The following is a 20162-nucleotide window of genomic DNA, read 5'->3' as shown; positions in this document are numbered from 1 at the left end:
TGTGGACTCTCATCGGCACAGTTTTATCGACTCAGGATTTGACCACCGCGAAGCGGCGGTTGAGGGCATAGACCAGGATCAGCAGTGCGAACGACATCGCCAGCAGACCACCGGAGAGCCAGTGGGCCTGGCCGTACTCGAGGGCTTCGACATGATCATAGATCGCGATCGACAGGACCTGGGTCTCGCCGGGAATATTACCGCCAATCATCAGCACCACCCCGAACTCGCCGACGGTATGGGCAAAGCCCAGCACCGTGGCGGTCAGGAAGCCCGAGCGGGCCAATGGTACGGCCACGGTAAAGAAACGGTCCAGGGGGCCGGCCCGCAGTGTGGCGGCCACTTCAAGCGGCCGCGGGCCGATGGCGGTGAAGGCGTTTTGCAGCGGCTGCACCACAAACGGCATCGAGTAGAACACCGAGCCGATCACCAGCCCGGTGAAACTGAACGCCAGCGAGCGTCCACCGAGGGCTTCGGCCAGTCCGCCGATCGGGCCATTGGGACCTAGCGCAATCAGCAGGTAGAACCCCAGCACCGTCGGCGGCAATACCAGCGGTAGCGCGATCACCGCCTCAAGCAGGAACTTGTAGCGCCAGCGCGAGCGTGCCAGCCACCAGGCCAGCGGGGTGCCGAGCAGCAGCAGGATCAGGGTGGTCAGCCCGGCCAGCTGCAGGGTGATGCTCAGGGCGCTCAGATCACTCGTTTCCATTCCGTCTGCCTAGCGGCCCTCCGGAATTGCGTAGCCATGCTGGCGGATTAGCTCGATCACCGAGTCGCTACGCAGATAATTCATAAAAGCATCGATGGCCGGACTGCGTTGGAGTTGCACCGCCTGCTGCACGATCGGTTCGTACAGTGAGGGGGCGACCAGCCAGTGGCGGCCGGGAATCGGTTGCTGTGGATCGGTGATCTGGGACAGTGCCACCAGGCCGAGTTCGGCGTTGCCGCTACTGACAAAATGAAAGGTCTGACCGATGTTTTCCCCGCGCACCAGCTTGCCGCGTAGTGATTGTTGCAGGCCAAGCTTGTCGAGCAGCTGCCAGGCGGCGCGACCATACGGGGCCAGTTTCGGGTTGGCGATCGCCAGGTGGCGGAACTGCGTCAGTTTAAGCTGTTGTTGCAGGTCGCCGCCGTTCGGGTCGGGGCTCCACAGGGCCAGTTGGCCGATGGCGTAGGTGAAACGGCTACCGGCGACGGTCCGACCCTGTTGTTCGAGCAGCTCGGGACGACGGCTGTCGGCGGCCAGGAAGGCGTCGAACGGGGCTCCATTGAGGATCTGCGCGTAGTGCTTGCCGGTGGAGCCGAAGATCAGTTGGATCCGATGGCCGCTGTCGGCCTCGAACTGCCGCGCCAGGGGGCGGATGGCGTCGCTGAAGTTGCTCGCCACCGCGATGCGCAGGGTATCGGCCTGGCCGGTCGGGCTAAGCAGAAGCAGCCAGCAGCCAAGTAGCAGGAGGACGCGGGGTGAACTCATCTACAGATCCAGGCTGGCCGAACGGTGGCTGAGGTAGTCGCGGTAATCCTGGTAGGCCTGCCAGAAGCAGTCGACCGCCCGTTGGCCCGATTCGGTCAGTTTGGCGCCACCGCCGCCGCGTCCTCCGGTGCTCTTTTCGACCACCGGTTCGCGGCTCTGGCGGTTCATCGAGTCGACCAGTTTCCAGGCATGGCGGTAAGACATCTCCATCGAGCGGGCCGCGGCACGGATTGATCCGTGATCGCGGATTCGCTCCAACAGGACGACGCGACCGTAGCCCAAAAACGTCCCTTCGGGGCCCTCAATCCAGACCCGGCCATGTAGACGATATTCCATATCAATTCTCGGGGTATTCGTGATTCTCCGTAGAATATAACGGCGGGTAAATTTTGCAACATCTGTGTCGGATGCGCGGAGTGAAAAGGCCTACGGTTAGCGATCAACCGGGTATGTTGGCGTGGTTTTGGGCTGCCGCTGCCGGGATTTCGGTCTCATCGACATTCTGTTGCTGGCGGATAAAGTCGAGCAGTTGCGGTTCGAACATCGGTTTGGCCAGCAGATAGCCCTGCAGTAGATCGATACCCTGCTGGCGCAGGAAGGCCAGCTGCTGCTCGGTCTCGACCCCTTCGGCGACCACCTGGATGCCGAGTTGATTCGCCAGTGCCAGGGTAGCCTGGATGACGGCCTCTTCGCTCTGGCGCTTACCGATCCCGTCGATAAAGCAGCGGTCGATCTTCAGCTGGGTTGCCTGCAACTGACTGATATAGCTGAGTGATGAGTGGCCGGTGCCGAAGTCGTCGATCGACAGTGAGACCCCGTGCTGGTGCAGAATTGCCAGGTTGTCGCGCAGCTGCTGATTCGGGGTCATCAGGGTCGTTTCGGTGATCTCCACCGTCAGTCGATCGGTCGGGATTTGACTCCAGCGTAGATGCCGCAGCAGACGTTCGGCGATCTTGTCCCGCGCCAATTGCACGGTGGAGATGTTGATGCTGACGCGAAGACCTTCAAGCGGCCCCCCCTTCCAGCTTTCCAGGCGCTGAAACAGATAGCGCAACTGTCGGCGTCCCAGCTCGACGATCAGCCCGGAATCTTCGGCGACGGGAATAAACTCGGCCGGAGAGACCCAGTCGCCCTGGCTGTTCTGCCAGCGGATCAGCGCTTCCAGTGAGACCGGCTGCAGGCTGTGGCTAGCAAACACCGGCTGGAAGCAGAGATGGAACTGATCGTCGTGATTGAGGGCGTCACGCAGATTCTGCTCCAGCGTGACGTGGCGATGCATCCGGTAATCCATCGCTTCATCAAAGAAACTGAAACCGTTGCGGCCGTTCTGTTTGGCTCGGTACATCGCCAGATCGGCCTGTTTGAGAAGGGTGGCGGCCTGATCCTGACCCGGAGTCCCCCAGGTGATACCGAGGCTGGCCGACAGGGTGAAATGGCCCGCCTCCAGCTCGATCGGTTGGCACAGCGACTGCAACAACGCCTCCACCAGGGTTTGCAGTGGCCCCTGCTGACTGAGGCTTTCGAGCATCACCGCAAACTCGTCACCACCCAGTCGCGATAGCAGCGAATTGCCGGGCAGCACCTGCAGCATCCGCTCGGCCGAAATTCTCAGAACATCGTCGCCGGCCTGGTGGCCGAGGGTATCGTTGATGCTCTTGAAGTTGTCCAGATCGATAAAGAACACAATCAGCTTACGCTGGCTCTGCTGGCTGAGCTTGTGATCGAGCTTGTCGATAAAGGTCAGCCGGTTCGGTAGGCCGGTCAGGGTGTCGTGTTGGGCCAGGTATTTAACCCGGTTCTCGGCGTTGATCCGGGCGGTAACGTCTTCGTGGACGGCAACAAATTGGCTCAAGCGGCCATGCCGATCGCGGATCGGGGTGACGGTCTGTTCGATAACCATCCGTTCGCCGCGGCGAGTGCGGTTGACCACGTGATTGCGCCAGGTGTTGCCCTGGGTGATCGACTGCCACATCTGCTGGAAGAACTGCGAGTCATGTTCGCCGGAACTCAACACCTTCGGCGTTTGGCCCTGGATGTCGTCGGCATGCCAGCCGGTCAGCTTTTCAAAGGCGCGGTTAACCCATTGGATACGGCCCTTGATATCGGTGATAAAGATCGCGTTGGCGGCGCTGCTGATGGCGGTGGTCAGCATCTGCAGCTCATCCTCCAGGCGTTGCTTACGACGCAGGGCGATATTGACCAGCGTCCCACCGATCAACACCAGCAGGATCAGCAGGATAAAGACCAGGATGATGGTCTGCTGGGCTTTGCGCCAGCTCTCCAATCCCTGGTGCTGATCGAGGTTGACGGTGATCACCAGCGGCAGCGGGGAGGTCGAGCGGTAACTGGTGATCAGCGGTTGCGGCGGCTTGCCGGAACCGGAATCCAGCATTTGCTGGAACAGACCAAAGTCCCGTTGGCTCAGCGCCTGTTCGACCAGCTCCTGACGCGGTTGCGGGTCGTCACTCAATCTGACCGACCCGGCCTGTGCCAGAAGAAAGCCGTGGTAGTGGCGCAACTCAACGGTGACCGGATAGAACTCGTAGGCCGGGCGAAACAGTTCACGCAGGTAATCCGGATTCAGCGCCCCGGTAATCCGCGCCAACGGCAACCCTTCGGCGGTGTGGATATCGACGCAGACCGGGATATGCTGCAGGCTGCCGCCGCTGTCGGCACTGCCCAGATAGCGCCCGCTGACGGGCGCCTGAATCAGATAGCCGAGTTGATTGTTAAGGGCCAACTGGTCGGCGCAGCGGGCGGCTTTGGTCGGCTGCTGCGGGGGACGTCGGCTGGAAGAGGCGACCCAGTTGCCGTTGGGGTCGTGAATCATCACTTCGCGCAGACTGGGGGCCAATGCCAGAGTATCGCGCAGTACCTGGCTCAGGTCGTTGGAGTTTCGGCTCAGCAGCGACGGGTCGAATTCCAGGGCCTTATCGATGCTTTGCAACCGACTGATCGCATCCTGGGTGCTGCGAATCACCGAGCCTTCGAGGGTATGGGCCAGCAGCTGGGTTCGGTCCTCCAGCTCGCGAATCGCGCGCGCTTCGCCGTGCTGCAACACGAACAGCATCAGTGCCAGACAACCGCCGGCAATCAGCAGGGTGAACAGGGTGACGGCGAAATGGGGTTGGATAACCCCGGGGCTACGTTTTTCCTTGACCACGGCGCTCTAACAATCGGTGTACTTCACAGCCGATTGGTTGTCGGCTTCCGGCTATCAGGGGAGTAAATACGCGGGTCGCTGGTGCGGCGAATTGACTCAACCAATATCCCTATGCATGATGCGGCCTTTGAAAAGCCACAGCGGTTACAAGGACTAAGAATGGGCGCAATTTATCACCTATTGTGCAGTCGCACCAAGCAGTTGGGTTGGTTGTTTTGCATATTTATGACATGGAGCAGTATCGGCCAGGCGCAGGGCGATGACCGCCTGCAGCAGATACAGCAGCGTGGCGAACTGCGGGTCTGTATCTGGCCCGGTTACTTCGCGATCTCCTTCAGTAATCCCAAGAGTGGCCGGCTTGAAGGTATCGACATCGATCTGTCGGCGGAGCTGGCTCGGGAACTGGGGGTGGAGCTGCGCTATGTGAACACCCACTTCGGCCGCTTTATGGATGATATCGAAGCGGATGCCTGCGATATCGCGATGTTTGGTGTGGGGCGTACCGAGGCGCGGATGCTGCGGATCGATTTCAGTGCGCCCTACCTGGCCAGCGGCATGTATGGCCTGACGACCAAGACCCATGGGGCGATTGATAGCTGGGAGGCGATCGATCAACCCGGCCATGTGGTCTGCGTTCAGCGCGGCACCTACATGGAGACCGAGATGCGACGCCAGCTTAAGCACGCCGAGTTGAGTGTGGTGCAGAAGCCTTACGAGCGCGAGGCGGAGGTGCAGTCGGGCCGTGCCGATGTCTTTATCACCGACTATCCCTATGGCCAGAAGATGCTGAAGAACTTCGACTGGGCACGGCTACTGACCCCAAAACAGGCGGCGGGGGAGAAGTTCCAGTATGCCTATGCGGTCGCCAAAGGGCAGCCACAATGGTTGGCGCGCATCGATCAATTCGTCGCCGCGATCAAACGAGACGGACGGCTCAAGCGCTACGCCGATCTGCACGGCTTGGGGCCGATCGTGATCGAATAACCGAGATCTGGTCGCAGTCTGAAACGAAAAAGCCCGCAAGTGCGGGCTTTTTGTTTTCCGGGAGCTGTTTGTCAGGAGCTCTTGGGCAGGCTTATTTGATCTCGGTGATCAGGTACTTGCCCATGCCTTCGGTCTTGGTCATGAATTCGATCTTTTGACCGACCTTGAGGCTGTGGGCATCGATCGACGGTGCCAGCTTGAACTTCATCTGCATCGCGCCCATGCCCCAGGCTTCGATCGGCTCATGGTAGACCTTGACGTAGCCCTTGTGGTCGATGTCCTTGATCACCCCGACCGCCGGGACCGGCTTGTCCGACATCTTCATCTTGGAGGGATTCATTTTGCCGTGATCCATCTTGCTGTGGTCCATGGCTTTTTCTTCGCTCTGCTTGTGGCCGTGATCGCTGTGGGAGTGGGCCTGGGCAGTGCCGGTCACACCCAGCAGGGCAGACAGGGCGAGAGCGGTGAGGCATTTCTTCATGGCTAATGTCTCTCTGGAGTTGATTATGGTTCTTGATTTGAGAAGGTTGGGCAGAGGGTAAAATATACAACCATGTAGGGCGAAGTAATTGATATGGGTCATCCACCGTCTGCAGGCAGTTCAGTAAGCTGGCCGCCCTGATTTATCCAACTAAAAAACTCAACTATCGAAACTCACTATGAAAAAACTGATGACTCTGCTGTGCCTGGCCGGCGCGGCGATGACCGCCACGGCTCAGGCCGATGATGGCGTTGCCACCTACAACACTTACTGCATGGCTTGCCATGGTACCGGAATCGGCCCGATGGCCGGCGATAAGAATCTGTGGCAGCCGCGTCTGGATGCCAAGGGTGGGGTCGATGGCCTGCTGGCCAGCGCCAAGGCCGGCCTGAATGCGATGCCGCCGATGGGCACCTGCATGAGCTGCACCGATGAGCAGCTGCGTGCCGCCATCGTGCATATCACTACTTTCAAGTAAGTAGTCGTTCTTGCGCCGATCGGTGCAAGCTCCTGCGGCGCCTGTCCTGGGCGCCGACAGTTTCCTTCAGGCCCGGCTTAAAAACCCATCTGTGACAGCAGATCCAAGTCCAACTGGTCGAAGCTGTACAGATTGCCGCCGTTCATTTTCATGAAGGCTTTGGCGGTTTTCTCGTCGGAGAAGCTGGCCAGGGTCGGACCCATCGCCCCTTTCTTGGAGCTGCCGACCACATACCAGGCGGTGCGGGCATCGATGTAGGTCTCTTCATCCGGGTGGTCCCAGTGACTGACCGCCATATCGTGGACGAAGGCACTCTGGATATTGTGCTTGTGCTCCGGATCCAGCAGGTAGGCAAACATATCCCGGGTCGAGCAGAATTTGTGAGTGCGGGTGTCACCACGCTCGTACAGCTGGCCTTTGGGGCCGGGGTAGTTGCTGATGATCATGCCGCACAGGTGGCACTCTTCACCGCTTTCGATCGCGATCGCCTTCTGCGCCGCCAGGGTTTCGGGGGTGTCTTCTTGACAGCCGGTCAGCCCCAACAGGGCGACCAGCAGTACGGCCAGCAGTCGAGAGTTCATTACAGACTCCTGCGGTTGAAGATCATCAGTGAGATGCTGACCGGCACGGCCAGCCACACCAGCATCGCCGCCAGCAAGGCGCTGGTGGAGAATTTAACGTGTTGGGCAATCGCCATCAGACCGGTGATCTGCTCGCTGGCGAAGTAGCTGATATTGACCAGACGGAAGATATCGGTCGGGTTCAGCAGCAGCAGATAGGGGAACAGCTCGGCATCGACATCACCTTCGGTGCCGACCAACAGCCCCAGCAGACCCAGGTCGAACACCAGTACGAACAGGAACCAGACGATCAGCGCCACACCGGCGGCCTTGGATTTCTCCGATACCAAGGTGCTGATGATGTAGGCGAAGGCGATAAATACCCAGCCCAGCAGAATCGCCGAGACGATAAAGATCGCAAAGGCGGTGATCAGCTCGCCCCAGCCGGTATTGCTGGAGAACGAGCCCATAATCAGTGCTGCCGCACCAAAGCCGACCAGGGTCGAGAACGCCATGATGGCGCCGTGGCCGAGCATCTTACCCAGCAACAGCTGCCAGCGTGACAGCGGATAGGTCATCAACAGCAGCAGGGTGCCGTTTTCGTCCTCGCCGACGACGCCGTCGTAGGACAGCATCAGCGCGATCAATGGGATGATGAAGACCGCCAGGCTGGCCAGGCTGACGATGGTGGTCGATAGCGAGGTAAACCCCACCCGACCGGCGGCCGCAGCGCCGAAATAGGCCAGGCCGATCGCCAGCAGCGCGAAGATGGCGGTGATGGCGATGATCCAGCGGTTACGCAGGCCGTCGCGGAATTCCTTGGCGCATACAGTCAAAATGGCGTTCATCGCTGTTCAGCCTCCATCTGCAGGGTGCCGGTGAAATGGGTGTAGAGATCTTCGAGGGTGGGCAGGTGCAGGTCGAGGTTGTCCAGACCCGGCAGCGCCATCACGGTCTGCAGTACGTTCATCTTGTGCTGGATCGGCAGGGTCAGCTTGTTCGGATCGTTGCTGTCCTGGTATTCCCGCAGTCCCTCAGGCAGTTCGATCTCGCCGTCCAATCGCAGTGTCATCGGCAGATTGGCCTTGTCGCGCAGGTCGTGCAGATCTCCTTCGGCCAGCAGGCTGCCGCGGCCCATGATCAGGGCACGGTCGATATATTTTTCGACCCCGGGCAGCACGTGGGAGCAGAGGATAATGGTACAGCCGCGAGCTTTGAGCTGTTCCAAACGCTGGTAGAAGTCCTGGGTCGCGATCGGATCGAGGCCTACGGTGGGCTCGTCCAGCAGCAGCAGCTTCGGGTCGCCCAACAGCGCCTGGGCCAGACCGAGACGCTGACGCATCCCTTTGGAGTAGGTTTTGACCCGGCGGTTTTCGGCATGGCTGAGGCCAACCTGCTCCAGCAGCGAACGGCACTGGGATTTGGGCACGCTCTTGAGCTTGGCGAAGTAGCTCAGTACTTCCAGACCGGTGAGCTGATCGTAGAAGGCCACGTTTTCCTGCAGGAAGCCGAGCTTGCGACGCGAGGTGCGCGCCTCGGACAGGGTGGGGTCTTCCCCAAACACCCGGACCTGACCCTTGGTGGCTTCGATCAGACCGAGGATCAGCTTGATGGTGGTGGTCTTGCCGGCACCGTTATGGCCGAACAGGCCGAGGATCTCGCCCTGGTGGATATCGAGGTCGAGCCCTTTGAGGGCATGGACACCCTGGTAGTGCTTCTCGACCTGGCTCAGTTGTACGATTGGGGTTGCGCTTGTCATCGTTGTGTCAGTTCCTCGGACGCGGCCCGGGCCGGTTGACGTTGTCCCTGTTGATCGACCAGTACGCCATTGCCGTCGAACGGTGAGTTCATCAGCGGCGCCGAGTCGAAGACGCCCGGTGACTTAAACACCGGGAATTGGCGTTGCACCCAGCGCAGTGTCTCTACCGCCGGGCTGTTGAGCAGTACCTTGACCGCCGGGTATTTCCACAGCAGCTTGTCGACCCCGTCGTTGGGTTCGTAATGGGTATCGCCGATACCGTCATCATTCATATCCCAGCCCAGGTAGTCGCTCCAGTAGTTGCCGCGACCGTCCTTGGACCAGTCCTGCTTGCGGTTGGAGACGTATTTGACCTGCTCTTTGTTACTGATAAAGGTGTTGCCGGAGATGACGTTGTCTTCGGAACCGGCGGTCAGGTGGATACCCAGATCACTCTCGTTGAACTGGTTGCTGACGATCTCGTTGAACACCGAGTTGTACATGAACAGCGCCTTGCCTTCGGCGCCGCTGATGGCGTTGGAACCTTGTCTCAGGTGCGGATTACGACCGGTCTGAACGCCGAGCACGATATTCTGCTCCACCCGGGAATTGGTGATGAAGTTCATCAGGATGCCGTAGTTCTGATCATCCTCGGAGCGGTTGTTGACGACGGTGAGATGCTTGGACTGCATCAGCGCGTAGCCGGTACGGGTGTTCTTGGTGTGGTTATCGACCACCTTGTTGCTGTAACTGTACATGTAGTGCACGCCGTAGCGCAGGTCGTGCAGGTAGTTGCCGCTCAGTTCGTTACCGTTGCTGGTGTCGATATAGATGCCGTCGCGGGTATGCCAGACCTCGTTGTCCTTCACCAGCGCACCGCCGACCGCGTACAGATGGATGCCGTTGCCGCGGTCCTGGGAACGGATATCCAGATTCCCTTCGATCTTGTTGCTCAGAATCTGGATGTCCTTGGTGGCATCGACCCAGATCCCGGAGGTGGTGCCGTGAAAATAGTTGTTGCGGATCACCGCGCCGGTGGCCTCACGGCCGACGAAAATACCGGCATCGAGTTCGGTCAAATCGTCGCCCCAGTTCTGAATTTTTACATTCTCCACCGTGATCCCGTCGGACTTCAGGGTCAGGGTGCTGTCGGCGCCGTTGCCGTCAAGCACAACGCCGTTGCTGCCGGACAAGGTCAGCGGTTTGTCGATGAGGAAGTTACCTTGGTAGGTGCCTGCTTCAAGGACCAGTTGGTCGCCGCTCTGGCTGGCGTCGATAGCGGCCTGCAGCGACTGCTGCGGCGATACGGAGATCTGTGCGGCCATCGCCTGGGTACTGGCCAGCAGTACCAACGTCAGGGAGCATTTCAGGGGCAAGTATCGAAACATCCTGGGTTCCATTTTGCGCGTCAATGGATATCGGTCTGGGACTTCTGAATGCAAGGATACTAGCACCGAAACCGGGGGCTGGACTTAGCCTTGGTCAAGAGTGCACCGAATCGGTGATTTATCGCAACGGCTGTCGGTGGTAAATCCTGACCAACTCGGTCGGAATAGCGCTGCTATACTGGGTATTGCCGTCATCCAACTCATACCATCCAACTCATACAAGCTGTTTGGTACCGCGGAGAAACACTATGAAACGCTTATATTACTTGACCAGTAGTATCGACTGCGCCGAACGAGTGTCGAAGGAACTACATGAAAAAGGCGTGACGGATTGGAACTTCCATATCATGAGTAAGAAGTACGATAACTGGAACAATCTCAAGAAGCGCGGCCTGCATCTGGCCAGCTTCTACTTCCATGAGCACGATGGAAAGCGGATCGCCGAGCGTGGCGCGATTATCGGCGCGCTGGCAGGATTGTGTGCGATCGCCGGATTTCTGCTCGCCAGCCCGGAAATCGCCTCTGAGTTCCGAGCCTGGTCGCTGGTATCGCTGGCCTTCACCACCGCGATTCTGATCGCGTTCGGGGTCGGTTTTGGGATGATCTACGGGCTTGACTCAGAGAACGTCAAAATCCGCCGCTTCCACGACCAGCTCGAAGAGGGCCAGTACCTGATCATGATCGATACCATCAAAGAGGACGCCGACCGGATCCGGGATATCATGGCCGATCAGCCGGGGGTTGCCGTCGCCGGTGAAGGCCACAGTCAGGTCAATCCGTTCCAGATGGCCGGTTGACGCCAGCCTCTTATCGATATTTACAAGCATAAAAAAAGCCCCGCAGATGCGGGGCTTTTTGTTCACTCGTGTTGGCAGTGATGCTTAGGCTTCTACCAGCATCCGGCCGCGCATCTCCATGTGGAGGGCGTGACAGAACCAGTTACAGTAGTACCACTGTACTCCGGGCTTGTCGGCGGTGAAGGTGATGGAAGCGGTCGCCTGCGGGCTGATTTCCATCTGCGCGCCGTGGTTAACCATGCAGAAACCGTGGGTAACGTCTTCGATCTTGTCGAGGTTGGTTACCACGACGGTGACTTCGTCACCCAGCTTGACGTTGAACTCGGTGATGCCGTAGTTCGGAGCAACGGAGGTCATGTAAACACGAACCTTGTTGCCGTCACGGATTACCTTGTTGTCGGTCTCCAGGTTAACGCCGTCTTTCTCGGCCATCGCAACAGTGCTGGCGAAGAAGGGATCGTCGCGGCTCCACAGCTTGGAAGGCTTAACCTTGCTGCGGTGTACGATCATACAATCGTGCGGCTCAGCATAGGTGGGGCCGTCGTGAACCAGAACCATCTCGTCGCCGGAGATGTCGATCAGCTGGTCGTTCTCAGCGTGCAGCGGGCCACAGTTCAGGAAGCGGTCCTTAGAGAACTTACACAGCGAGATCAGCCACTTGCCGTCAGCATCACGGGTTTCACCCATGGTGGTGTGGTTGTGGCCCGGCTGGTACTGAACGTCCAGCTTCTGCTTGATGTAGTTAACTTTTTCGCCCTTGTAGGCTTCGATCGCCTTCTGAACGTCCCACTTAACAACCTGGGAGTCGATGAACACGGTGGTGTAGGCGTTGCCACGGCCGTCGAAGGCGGTGTGCAACGGACCCAGACCCAGCTCAGGCTCGGCAACAACAACGTCACGCGGCTTGATCTTGTCGTCGAACAGGTCGTCGAACTTCCACATGTCCATCACGGTAACGGTCGGAGACAGCTTACCGTTGGCAACACAGTGGCGGCCGTCAGGCGCAGTGTTCATGCCGTGCGGGCTCTTCGGAACCGGAACGTAGCGGGTCAGCTGGCTGCCCTTGCGGCCGTCCAGAACCGGAACATTGTCGGCACCCGGCAGGGTGGTGTACTTACCAGCTTTAACAGCAGCTTCGATACGCTCGATGTTGAAGATAACAACGTGGTCGCGCTCGTTACGCATGGTGCCGGCCAGGTCGACAGCGTTCTCAGAGTTGTAGCAGGTAGAGAAAGCGTACTTACCGGTGTAGTCGGCATCGGTGTTGTCCAGGTTACCGTCAACGATGACCTGGAAGGCAACTTCCATGGTCTCAGCGTCGATAGCGTTGAACATGGTGTAGTAGCCTTCGATGTCCTTCATGCTTTCCAGAGAACCGTTGTTCGGGTGCGGGATCCGGAATTCAGCGTTGGCGAAGACGTACTTGGTGTGCGGTACCTTCTGAACACGCAGACCGTGGATGGCCTGACAGTTCGGGATGGTGGTGATTTTGTCGGTCTTCATGATGTCGCAACGGATACGTGCAACACGGGTGTTGCCCTTATCGTTGATGAAGACGTACTTGCCGTCGTAGTGACCGTCGGTCATGGACATGTGCGGGTGGTGACAGTCACCAACCAGATACGGGTTGTCGCTGCCCAGAATCTCTTTGGATTCGTTGGTCAGACCCCAACCGGTGGCGCAATCCAGGTTGAATACCGGGATACGCATCAGTTCACGCATGGAGGGCAGGCCCAGTACACGGACTTCACCAGAGTGACCACCACTCCAGAAGCCGTAGTACTCGTCCAGTTCACCCGGTCCGACGTGGGCTGACTGGCTTGCGGCCTGTACCGGAGCGGAAACCAGTGAGCTACCCAGACCAGCGCCAGCGGCACCTACCAGTGCGGCTGAGCCACCCAGGAACAGACGACGGCTAAGCTTTACGTGCTCGCTCGCGTTCGGATCCTCGGCGTCTACTTTCGGTAGATCTTTATCATTTGGGTCAATCATTTATCTATTCTCCAAGGTTGTGGGAAGAATCATTTTTATGATTTACAACATGCCCAGTGAGACGGCCCCCCTTGGACCATTCCACGTTTTCCGACCCCGTTTACAGTAGTTGTGGGTACTGCGGTCGCGACCGGTTTGACCTCTGATCTTGGGCGTGAATCAGCTGGTGTTCTAACCTCCTGTGTTTTGTTCTTATTTTTCTCAGTTTGCGGTTGCTCCGACCTCGACGGCCGGAATCTTGTTAGCTAAAGCTTCTTTCTCCCGCTTGCGGCGCTTCTGCACCAGCGGCGGACACTTGTGATCGTTGTAGTAGCTCATCTGGCAATCGAGGCAGTAGTGACACTCGTTGGCATTGATGCTGCCGTCCGGATGGATCGCCTGGATCTCACACTCGTTGGCGCAGATCTTACAGGGCTGGCCACACTCCTTACGGCGCTTGAGCCAGTCGAACAGGCGGGCCTTGGACGGGATCGCCAGCGCCGCGCCCAGCGGGCAGACATAGCGGCAGTAGAACTTGCGGTTCACGACCGAGATCAGCAGCAGAATGCCGGCGTAGAAGACGTAGCCCCACTCACGCTGGAACTTCAGCATGATGGCGGTCTTGAACGGCTCGACTTCGGCATAGCGTTCGGCTTCACCGATCGATTCCAGCGAGACCGCGAACAGTGCCAGCAGGATGATGTACTTGACTGCCCAGAGTCGCTCGTGGACCGCGAACGGCGGTTCCCACTGCTTGATCTTGAGCTTGCGGGAGACGTGGTTGATCAGCTCCTGCAGGGCACCGAACGGACACAGCCAGCCGCAGAAGATACCCCGGCCCCACAGCAGCAGCGTCATCGCCACATAGGCCCAGAGGATGAAGATGATCGGATCGAGCAGGAACAGCTCCCAGCGGAAGTCGCCCATCAGCGCGTGGGTGAAGGTGAACACGTTGACCACCGACAGCTGACCCAGGGTGTACCAGCCGATAAACACCACGGTGTAGACCAGGAACAGGTGACGGGCATGGTTCAGCAGGCGCGGGAAGCGGACCAGGTAATCCTGGAAGAAGATGATCGCGGTCAGCAGTACCAGCGAGATGCTCAGTACGGTGATCTGGAAGGTCTTGTCACGCCAGACCGAGACCCACAGTGGTACCGGCTCCTCTTCCTCGATCACTTCGATCACCGGACGGGTGATGTACTCTTCCTTGGTCATGTAGTCGCCGAAGAAGCTGGTGAATACGCTGTCCAGTGCGCCGACCTGGCGACGGACCAGCAGTTCCAGCTGCCAGGGCGAGCCGTGATCGAACTCATACTGACTACGAATGATGAAGATCGCCGTCTCTTTGAAGCCGGGGTAGCCCTCTACCACGAAGTCCTGGAAACGGTAGTAATCGGTGTCGTGGAAACTGATGACCTTCTCGTTCTGCTGCATCTGGGTGCGGTCGAAGATGCCGCCACGGACAAAGCCGTTGCCCTTGAACGAGTAGCGACCGTTGCCGAATACGGCAATAGCATGGTCACCCTCTTTGAGTTCGCTTTTGAGCCAGGCGTACTGCTCTTCACCGAGCAGGTTGCGACCGATGGTCGGAATATTCAGCGGCGCGTAGGCCAGCTCGATAAACAGGTCCTGCTTCTTCTCCGGGCTGGCCACGTCGACCTCTTCGGCCTCGGTACCCATAAAGGCTTCATCGATCTGGCCGCGGTTCAGCACCAGGGTGCGGATCGAGCCGTCACCGATCAGTGTCTGCCAGTCTGCCTTCTGGAACACGTCCTCTTTGACGGTGGAGGGCGGCACAATGGTGCTCTTTTCCAGTCCCGGCATACCCAGTGCGATACCGACCTTCTTGGAGGCGCGCATGATTGCTTCGTTGACCACCATCACGGTAACGGTGGCACCGGCCACGGCATCAACGCTGATCACCCCTTCGGTATTGGCGGCACCGACTCGAACCCGGTCGGTGACCTTCATGTCATCGTATTGATCAACAAAGTCGAACAGTTTCTGCTCGGGGATGCCGACCAACAGGATCGGCTCGTGGTGTTCCAGTACCACGCTGTGGATGAACTCGCCGTTGGGCTCCATCATCACCAGGGTGTTGATCGGGGCGCCGGAGTAGGCGGGAATGTTGACGATGTCGTTGGTTTCAAACGCGTAACCGACGACCTCATCACCTTTGTGGATGGTCCGGATCGGCAGATTATCTTCGCCTACCGGGACTTTGGGGCCGATTTCAGCGCCCTGGAAAGTCGATTCGAGAATAGGCAGCGGGTCTTTGGCATCGCTGACGTTAACCACGGCCCAGCTTTGTAGCGAAACCACAAGAGCAAGCAAGGCAACTAGTGTCCGGGAGAGTAATCCGGTCATAGCTAATATCCGTAAAAGCTAATAAAACACTGCAGACGATCACTTGCCTGCACTGCGCCACTATATCCCTGGGGTCTGTCAACGGACTTGATTTAGATTAAGTGTGCCAAGCATCGGCTTGAATGACAGAGGATAGCAACGATCAGAGCAGTAAGTGTTAGACATTTGTCATATTTTTCGTCCACCCAAGACTCGGCCGAAACGGCCGAGGGACGGATTCAGGACAGTTTGGACGGGTCCTGATCCGAGACGGCTTTCTTGAAGCCTTTGACGGCACCACCCAGATCACTGCCCAGGCTGCCCAGTTTTTTACTGCCGAACAGCAGCAAGACGATCAGCAGCACGATCAAGAGCTGCCAGACGCTGATTCCTCCAATTCCCATCTCTTCACCTGTTTTTTCAACGCAGACTTACAAGCTAAGCCACCTGGTAATGGCGAGTCTGCAAGTAGCTAATTAATCAGGCGCTAATAAATAACACAGTCATACAGTCGGTAACTTGATATGGATTAGGCTGGTTAGGAATTGGTTTTTTTGTGGCCCGGATGGTTGTGACAGCCATCCGGTTCACAGTGCTCGAGGGAGTCCAGGATGCCGCAGTCGGCGGCTTGACCCTTGGGGTTGCGTTCGTTGTTGCAGCGCTGCCGTAGCTGGTGAAGTTGCTGCTCGAGTCGCTGCAGGTCGTTGATCTGCTGTTGAACCTGACCGATATGGCTGTCGATCATGCGGTTGACGTTATCGCAGCTCATGGCCGGGTGCTCGCGGCATTCAAGCAGGGTCGCGATCTCTTCCAGGCTGATATCCATGCCCCGGCAATGACGGATAAACAGCAACCGCTCCTTATGGGTGTCGTTGTAGATCCGGTAGTTGCTGTCGCTGCGTGCCGGTGGCGGCATCAGCCCCTGCTTCTCGTAGAAACGGATGGTGACGGTTTCGGTGCCGGTTTGACGGGCGAGCTCGCCGATACGCATGGCTTGTTCCTATCGCTTGACCTTATATCGACTATAAGGTTTAGGCTTCCGGTAGATCAACTGTAACGACAAGGAGTAAACGGTGCCTGACGTACTTTCCGATTGTGGCAGCTGCTGTGGAACCGGCAGCCAACAGGCTCCGTCGGCGGAACCTGGCATGCAGCCCAAATCCGGTCTGCAGCCCAAGTCCGGTATGCAGTTGAGCCGCTGGTATATCGAAGCGATGGATTGTCCGGTTGAAGAGCGGATGATCCGCAAGCGGTTGGAATCGATGGCGGTGGTCGAGCAGCTTAGCTTCAATCTGCTCGATCGAATCCTGAGTGTCAGCCATCCGCCGGCGGCCAGGGAAGAGATCGAACAGGCACTAAGCGAGATCGGCTTTGCCGGGCAGCGGCTTGAGGCCGGTGCTCAATCTAAACCCCAACCGGGCAAGGCTGTAGAACCGAGCCTTTGGCAGAACTATGGGCGGCTGGCGTTAGCGGGGCTGGCGGCTCTGGCGGCCGAGCTGGGTCACTGGTTCAACTGGGGTGATCTGCTGGTGGTGGTTCTGGCATTGCTGGCTTTACTGCTCAGTGGTCCGACCATCTACCGTAAGGGCTGGCAGTCGATCCGGCAGCGTGATCTGAATATCAATGCACTGATGTCGATTGCGGTCACCAGCGCGATGCTGATCGGCGAGTGGCCCGAAGCGGCGATGGTGATGGTGCTGTTTGCGCTGTCGGAGCGGGTCGAGGCCGCCTCGCTGGCAAGGGCGCGGGGAGCAATCCGCAATCTGATGGCACTGGCGCCGGACAGTGCCCGGGTGCGACAGGCTGATGGCGGTTGGAAAGCGGTGGCGGCCGCTGACGTCGGCGTCGGCAGCCGAATCCAGGTCCTGCCGGGGGAAAAAATCCCCCTCGACGGCCTGGTGCAGCGCGGAGAGTCGGCGGTCAACCAGGCGGCCGTTACCGGGGAAAGCCTGCCGGTGGATAAGTCGGTTGGTGATCCGCTGTTTGCCGGCACCCTCAACGAAACCGGCCTGTTGGAGGTCGAAGTGACGGCCGCTGCCGGTGACTCGACCATCGCCCGGATTATCCATCTGGTGGAGCAGGCCCAGAGCGAACGGGCACCGATTCAGCGTTTTGTCGATCAATTCTCCCGTGTCTATACCCCGGCGGTACTACTGCTGGCCCTGCTGGTAGCGGGTTTGGCACCGATGTTGTTGGACTGGAGCTGGGGTGATGCGATCTATCGGGCCCTGGTGTTGCTGGTGATCGCCTGCCCTTGTGCGCTGGTGATCTCGACCCCGGTGACCATCGTCAGCGGTCTGGCCACGGCGGCCCGGCACGGGGTGCTGATCAAGGGCGGTCGGTATCTGGAACAGGGACGCAAACTTGGCGCCTTTGCGTTCGACAAGACCGGTACCCTGACCGAAGGGCAACCCAGCGTAACCAGTCTGCAGTGGCTGGAGGGCGCCGGGAACTCTGGTGTCGATGATCCTGAAACCCAACGATTGCTTGGTTTGGCTGTCACCTTGGCACAGCACTCCCAACATCCGGTCTCCAAGGCGGTGGTGAGTTTTGCCGAATCCTATCCGCTGGAACAGGATCCTGATTCGCTGCAACAGTTCCGTAGCGAGGCGGGGCGCGGACTCAGTGGTCTGATCGACGGTCAGCGCTACTGCCTAGGCAATCACCGCTGGCTGCATGAGCGTGGCGGCTGCAGCGAAACCCTGGAGCAGCAGATGGCCGAGATTGAGCGCCGGGGCCAGACGGTGTTGGTACTCTGCCGCGACAACCAGCCGCTGTTGCTGTTTGCCATTGTCGATCAACCCCGTTCGCACTCGGCGGCAGCGCTGCAATCCCTGCAGCAGCTGGGATTGCACAGCAGGATGCTGTCAGGGGATAACCAGCATACGGTGGATGCGGTTGCGGCACAGTTGGGGGTGGAGCAGGCCCACGGCGAGCTGCTGCCGGAGCAGAAGCTGGAGCAGCTACGGCAGATGAAGCAGCAATATGGCTGCGTGGCGATGGTAGGAGACGGGATCAACGACACACCGGCACTGGCCCAGGCTGATATTGGTTTTGCGATGGCGGCAGCCGGTAGCGACAGTGCGATGGAGACCGCCGATGTGGCGTTGATGGACGACAATCTGGAAAAACTGGGCGGCTTTGTTCGACTCAGTCAACGAACCGCGGCTTTGCTACGCCAGAACATCGCCCTGGCGCTGCTGATCAAAGCGGTATTTATGCTGCTGGCGTTAACCGGCAACGCGACCCTGTGGATGGCGGTGTTCGCCGATATGGGCGCCAGTCTGCTGGTGGTATTCAATGGCCTGCGGTTGTTGAGTTTCCGGATGCTGGAATCTCGTGCTGACTAGCCCAGAGCAGCCAGTGATGAATGAACAGAAAACCAGCAAACAAGCCGTTGATTGACGGCTTTTCACTGTTGCTGGCGTGGCCGCGCAGTACAATGAAATTGAGGAATATTAGAAAAACCTGATGCGCAGAAGGTTTCATTTGAGTCACCTGTAAAAGCCTTCAGCATGATTAGAGTCAGCGCCGCAGGGTTAGGCGAAAGTGGGTGAGAAAGCGCAGTTTACGATTGGTAAATGAGCATTTTGAACCGACTTTCAACGACAGCATGGGGGCTGAATCGGTGATGCGGGAGGCTTGTAGGGAGGAGATGATCATGACCAACCTAACCCGCTTCAATCGTCTGTTTGGCGATACATTTTTCGATGACTTCTTCCGGCCAGTGGATCCGAGTGGTTCCGACAAGCCGCCCGCAATCGATGTTCACGACAACGAAGATGGCTACCTGATCAAGGCTGACCTGCCGGGTATCAGCAAGGAAGATATCGAGGTCAAACTCGATAACGGCATCCTCACCATCAAGGCTGAGACCCGCTCTGAAGACCGTGAGGAAAAGGATGGCAAGCTGATTCGGCAGGAGCGCCACTACGGTCAGTACCTGCGGCAGCTGTCGGTGGGTAGCGATGTGGATCCTAGTGCGGTCAAAGCCAACTTCGACAACGGGGTCTTGACCCTGAGCCTGCCGAAGCAGCAACGGCAGCTCCCGGAAGGCGTTAAGATCGATATCGGCTAACACAGACTCGAAATGACATCCCGTGCTCGGGCACTACTGTTCTCGAGGGCTCTCATCCCCATTAAGGGGGTGAGGGCCGATTTATCTCTTCAGCGATAAAGCGTTGACTGGCCCAATGGCGACGAATGCCGCCGGCGAGTTAATAGCCAGGCGATCAACGCTGCCGCCACACCGCACCAGTGGGCCGGGGCATAGAGTGGCCAACCCTGATCGGCCAGCCAGGCCTGCTGCTGCAGGCTCTCACTGATCAACTTGGTCGCACCGGCAACCAGCGGCAGGGCGCTGATCAGATGGGGCTGACGACGATAGTGTTGCCACAGCAGCAGCGCTGCCGGGGCGTACAGTAGTCCGGACAGACCGCAGTAGCGCGCCAGTCCCCAGGGAGACAGCAGCACCAGATCCAGAATCAGCAGTGCCAGTGCCAACGATAGCACCAGCAGACGCCGATCCTTCAGCTCCAGCCAGCCGCCAAAGATCAAAAAGCCGAGCAGGTCCCACTGCAGGTGGGTGCTGTCGTTATGGACCAGATGGCCGCTGAGCAGGCGCCACCACTGGCCCTGCTGCATTATCGCCTGTTGATCAAAGCAGAACAGGGCCAAAGGATCGGCAACCCATTGCGAGGGCAGCAGGGCCAGGCCGTGGGCGACCCCGGCGATAGCCAGGGTCACCCAAGGGATCGAACAACGGATCCGGTTCATCAT

At 58.6% G+C, this 20162-nt stretch carries 19 protein-coding genes; 5 read left to right on the top strand and 14 right to left on the bottom strand.

The window, feature by feature from the left end:
* Positions 1-31: 31 nt before the first annotated feature.
* The 4 genes from modB to ACO05M_RS02480 all read right to left on the bottom strand — a co-directional run bounded on the left by modB (position 32) and on the right by ACO05M_RS02480 (position 4637).
* Positions 32-709, bottom strand: coding sequence for a molybdate ABC transporter permease subunit (gene modB, locus ACO05M_RS02495; protein ID WP_421867320.1), 678 nt, complete (start codon positions 707-709; stop codon positions 32-34).
* 9 nt (positions 710-718) lie between these two features.
* Positions 719-1474, bottom strand: a complete 756-nt coding sequence (gene modA, locus ACO05M_RS02490; protein WP_421867317.1) for a molybdate ABC transporter substrate-binding protein — start codon at positions 1472-1474, stop codon at positions 719-721.
* Positions 1475-1810: a winged helix-turn-helix domain-containing protein gene (locus ACO05M_RS02485; protein WP_421867314.1), complete on the bottom strand. Its 336-nt coding sequence runs from the start codon at positions 1808-1810 to the stop codon at positions 1475-1477.
* A gap of 103 nt (positions 1811-1913) precedes the next feature.
* Positions 1914-4637, bottom strand: coding sequence for a bifunctional diguanylate cyclase/phosphodiesterase (locus tag ACO05M_RS02480; protein ID WP_421867311.1), 2724 nt, complete (start codon positions 4635-4637; stop codon positions 1914-1916).
* A gap of 225 nt (positions 4638-4862) precedes the next feature.
* Between ACO05M_RS02480 and ACO05M_RS02475 the strand changes: the two genes are divergently transcribed.
* Positions 4863-5621: an ABC transporter substrate-binding protein gene (locus ACO05M_RS02475; protein ID WP_421867308.1), complete on the top strand. Its 759-nt coding sequence runs from the start codon at positions 4863-4865 to the stop codon at positions 5619-5621.
* 91 nt (positions 5622-5712) lie between these two features.
* Here ACO05M_RS02475 and ACO05M_RS02470 read toward each other — a convergent pair whose 3' ends face one another.
* Positions 5713-6102 (bottom strand): copper-binding protein, encoded by a 390-nt coding sequence (locus ACO05M_RS02470; RefSeq protein WP_421867306.1) that lies wholly within the window; start codon positions 6100-6102, stop codon positions 5713-5715.
* 178 nt (positions 6103-6280) lie between these two features.
* Between ACO05M_RS02470 and ACO05M_RS02465 the strand changes: the two genes are divergently transcribed.
* Positions 6281-6580, top strand: coding sequence for a c-type cytochrome (locus ACO05M_RS02465; protein ID WP_421867303.1), 300 nt, complete (start codon positions 6281-6283; stop codon positions 6578-6580).
* Positions 6581-6657: 77 nt separating this feature from the next.
* On the opposite strand, the gene ACO05M_RS02460 is transcribed toward ACO05M_RS02465, so the two are convergent.
* The 4 genes from ACO05M_RS02460 to ACO05M_RS02445 are packed head-to-tail and all read right to left on the bottom strand — an operon-like array spanning position 6658 to position 10266.
* Entirely contained in the window at positions 6658-7161 is a 504-nt protein-coding gene (locus ACO05M_RS02460) for a nitrous oxide reductase accessory protein NosL (protein WP_421867301.1), read from the bottom strand.
* Complete coding sequence (locus tag ACO05M_RS02455) at positions 7161-7988, bottom strand: ABC transporter permease subunit (RefSeq protein WP_421867298.1); 828 nt, start codon at positions 7986-7988, stop codon at positions 7161-7163. Before ACO05M_RS02455 ends, ACO05M_RS02460 begins: the two co-directional genes overlap by 1 nt.
* Positions 7985-8899 (bottom strand): ABC transporter ATP-binding protein, encoded by a 915-nt coding sequence (locus ACO05M_RS02450; protein WP_421867295.1) that lies wholly within the window; start codon positions 8897-8899, stop codon positions 7985-7987. Before ACO05M_RS02450 ends, ACO05M_RS02455 begins: the two co-directional genes overlap by 4 nt.
* Entirely contained in the window at positions 8896-10266 is a 1371-nt protein-coding gene (locus ACO05M_RS02445; RefSeq protein ID WP_421867292.1) for a nitrous oxide reductase family maturation protein NosD, read from the bottom strand. The genes ACO05M_RS02450 and ACO05M_RS02445 overlap by 4 nt, the downstream gene beginning before the upstream one ends.
* A gap of 248 nt (positions 10267-10514) precedes the next feature.
* Here ACO05M_RS02445 and ACO05M_RS02440 point away from each other — a divergent pair, with 248 nt between their 5' ends.
* Positions 10515-11063 carry a hypothetical protein gene (locus tag ACO05M_RS02440; protein ID WP_421867289.1) on the top strand — a complete coding sequence of 183 codons (549 nt, stop codon included), beginning with the start codon at positions 10515-10517 and terminating at the stop codon, positions 11061-11063.
* An 84-nt stretch (positions 11064-11147) separates the two neighbouring features.
* Here the strand turns inward: ACO05M_RS02440 and nosZ are convergent, their stop codons facing one another.
* The 4 genes from nosZ to cadR form a co-directional block, all read right to left on the bottom strand.
* On the bottom strand, positions 11148-13055 hold the full coding sequence (gene nosZ / locus ACO05M_RS02435; protein ID WP_421867287.1) for a TAT-dependent nitrous-oxide reductase: 1908 nt from the start codon (positions 13053-13055) through the stop codon (positions 11148-11150).
* 201 nt (positions 13056-13256) lie between these two features.
* Positions 13257-15404 (bottom strand): transcriptional regulator NosR, encoded by a 2148-nt coding sequence (gene nosR / locus ACO05M_RS02430; RefSeq protein ID WP_421867285.1) that lies wholly within the window; start codon positions 15402-15404, stop codon positions 13257-13259.
* A gap of 218 nt (positions 15405-15622) precedes the next feature.
* Positions 15623-15787 carry a twin-arginine translocase TatA/TatE family subunit gene (gene tatA, locus ACO05M_RS02425; RefSeq protein ID WP_421867282.1) on the bottom strand — a complete coding sequence of 55 codons (165 nt, stop codon included), beginning with the start codon at positions 15785-15787 and terminating at the stop codon, positions 15623-15625.
* A gap of 134 nt (positions 15788-15921) precedes the next feature.
* Complete coding sequence (gene cadR, locus ACO05M_RS02420) at positions 15922-16374, bottom strand: Cd(II)/Pb(II)-responsive transcriptional regulator (RefSeq protein WP_421867280.1); 453 nt, start codon at positions 16372-16374, stop codon at positions 15922-15924.
* Positions 16375-16531: 157 nt separating this feature from the next.
* Between cadR and ACO05M_RS02415 the strand changes: the two genes are divergently transcribed.
* A complete protein-coding gene (locus tag ACO05M_RS02415) occupies positions 16532-18733 on the top strand; it encodes a heavy metal translocating P-type ATPase (protein WP_421867277.1) in 2202 nt (733 codons plus the stop codon).
* Between the two features lie 311 nt (positions 18734-19044).
* Positions 19045-19461 (top strand): Hsp20/alpha crystallin family protein, encoded by a 417-nt coding sequence (locus tag ACO05M_RS02410; RefSeq protein WP_421867274.1) that lies wholly within the window; start codon positions 19045-19047, stop codon positions 19459-19461.
* A gap of 89 nt (positions 19462-19550) precedes the next feature.
* On the opposite strand, the gene rrtA is transcribed toward ACO05M_RS02410, so the two are convergent.
* The gene (rrtA, locus tag ACO05M_RS02405; RefSeq protein ID WP_421867271.1) at positions 19551-20162 is read right to left on the bottom strand and encodes a rhombosortase; all 612 of its coding nucleotides are present in this window, start codon (positions 20160-20162) and stop codon (positions 19551-19553) included.

The organism is Motiliproteus sp. (genome assembly GCF_965230735.1).
GTDB lineage: Bacteria > Pseudomonadota > Gammaproteobacteria > Pseudomonadales > Balneatricaceae > Motiliproteus.
Note: the sequence above shows the minus strand (reverse complement) of the source record. Positions and strands in the feature narration are given on the sequence as shown.

What these genes read in the sequence shown, in the direction of transcription:
- ACO05M_RS02465 (WP_421867303.1), top strand. Translation starts at nt 6,281, where the DNA reads ATGAAAAAACTGATGACTCTGCTGTGCCTGGCCGGCGCGGCGATGACC.
- tatA (WP_421867282.1), bottom strand. Translation starts at nt 15,787, where the DNA reads ATGGGAATTGGAGGAATCAGCGTCTGGCAGCTCTTGATCGTGCTGCTG.
- ACO05M_RS02415 (WP_421867277.1), top strand. Translation starts at nt 16,532, where the DNA reads ATGCAGCCCAAATCCGGTCTGCAGCCCAAGTCCGGTATGCAGTTGAGC.
- cadR (WP_421867280.1), bottom strand. Translation starts at nt 16,374, where the DNA reads ATGCGTATCGGCGAGCTCGCCCGTCAAACCGGCACCGAAACCGTCACC.
- modA (WP_421867317.1), bottom strand. Translation starts at nt 1,474, where the DNA reads ATGAGTTCACCCCGCGTCCTCCTGCTACTTGGCTGCTGGCTGCTTCTG.
- ACO05M_RS02450 (WP_421867295.1), bottom strand. Translation starts at nt 8,899, where the DNA reads ATGACAAGCGCAACCCCAATCGTACAACTGAGCCAGGTCGAGAAGCAC.
- ACO05M_RS02455 (WP_421867298.1), bottom strand. Translation starts at nt 7,988, where the DNA reads ATGAACGCCATTTTGACTGTATGCGCCAAGGAATTCCGCGACGGCCTG.
- ACO05M_RS02470 (WP_421867306.1), bottom strand. Translation starts at nt 6,102, where the DNA reads ATGAAGAAATGCCTCACCGCTCTCGCCCTGTCTGCCCTGCTGGGTGTG.
- ACO05M_RS02445 (WP_421867292.1), bottom strand. Translation starts at nt 10,266, where the DNA reads ATGTTTCGATACTTGCCCCTGAAATGCTCCCTGACGTTGGTACTGCTG.
- ACO05M_RS02410 (WP_421867274.1), top strand. Translation starts at nt 19,045, where the DNA reads ATGACCAACCTAACCCGCTTCAATCGTCTGTTTGGCGATACATTTTTC.
- ACO05M_RS02440 (WP_421867289.1), top strand. Translation starts at nt 10,515, where the DNA reads ATGAAACGCTTATATTACTTGACCAGTAGTATCGACTGCGCCGAACGA.
- nosR (WP_421867285.1), bottom strand. Translation starts at nt 15,404, where the DNA reads ATGACCGGATTACTCTCCCGGACACTAGTTGCCTTGCTTGCTCTTGTG.
- rrtA (WP_421867271.1), bottom strand. Translation starts at nt 20,162, where the DNA reads ATGATGAACCGGATCCGTTGTTCGATCCCTTGGGTGACCCTGGCTATC.
- ACO05M_RS02475 (WP_421867308.1), top strand. Translation starts at nt 4,863, where the DNA reads ATGACATGGAGCAGTATCGGCCAGGCGCAGGGCGATGACCGCCTGCAG.
- ACO05M_RS02485 (WP_421867314.1), bottom strand. Translation starts at nt 1,810, where the DNA reads ATGGAATATCGTCTACATGGCCGGGTCTGGATTGAGGGCCCCGAAGGG.
- nosZ (WP_421867287.1), bottom strand. Translation starts at nt 13,055, where the DNA reads ATGATTGACCCAAATGATAAAGATCTACCGAAAGTAGACGCCGAGGAT.
- ACO05M_RS02460 (WP_421867301.1), bottom strand. Translation starts at nt 7,161, where the DNA reads ATGAACTCTCGACTGCTGGCCGTACTGCTGGTCGCCCTGTTGGGGCTG.
- modB (WP_421867320.1), bottom strand. Translation starts at nt 709, where the DNA reads ATGGAAACGAGTGATCTGAGCGCCCTGAGCATCACCCTGCAGCTGGCC.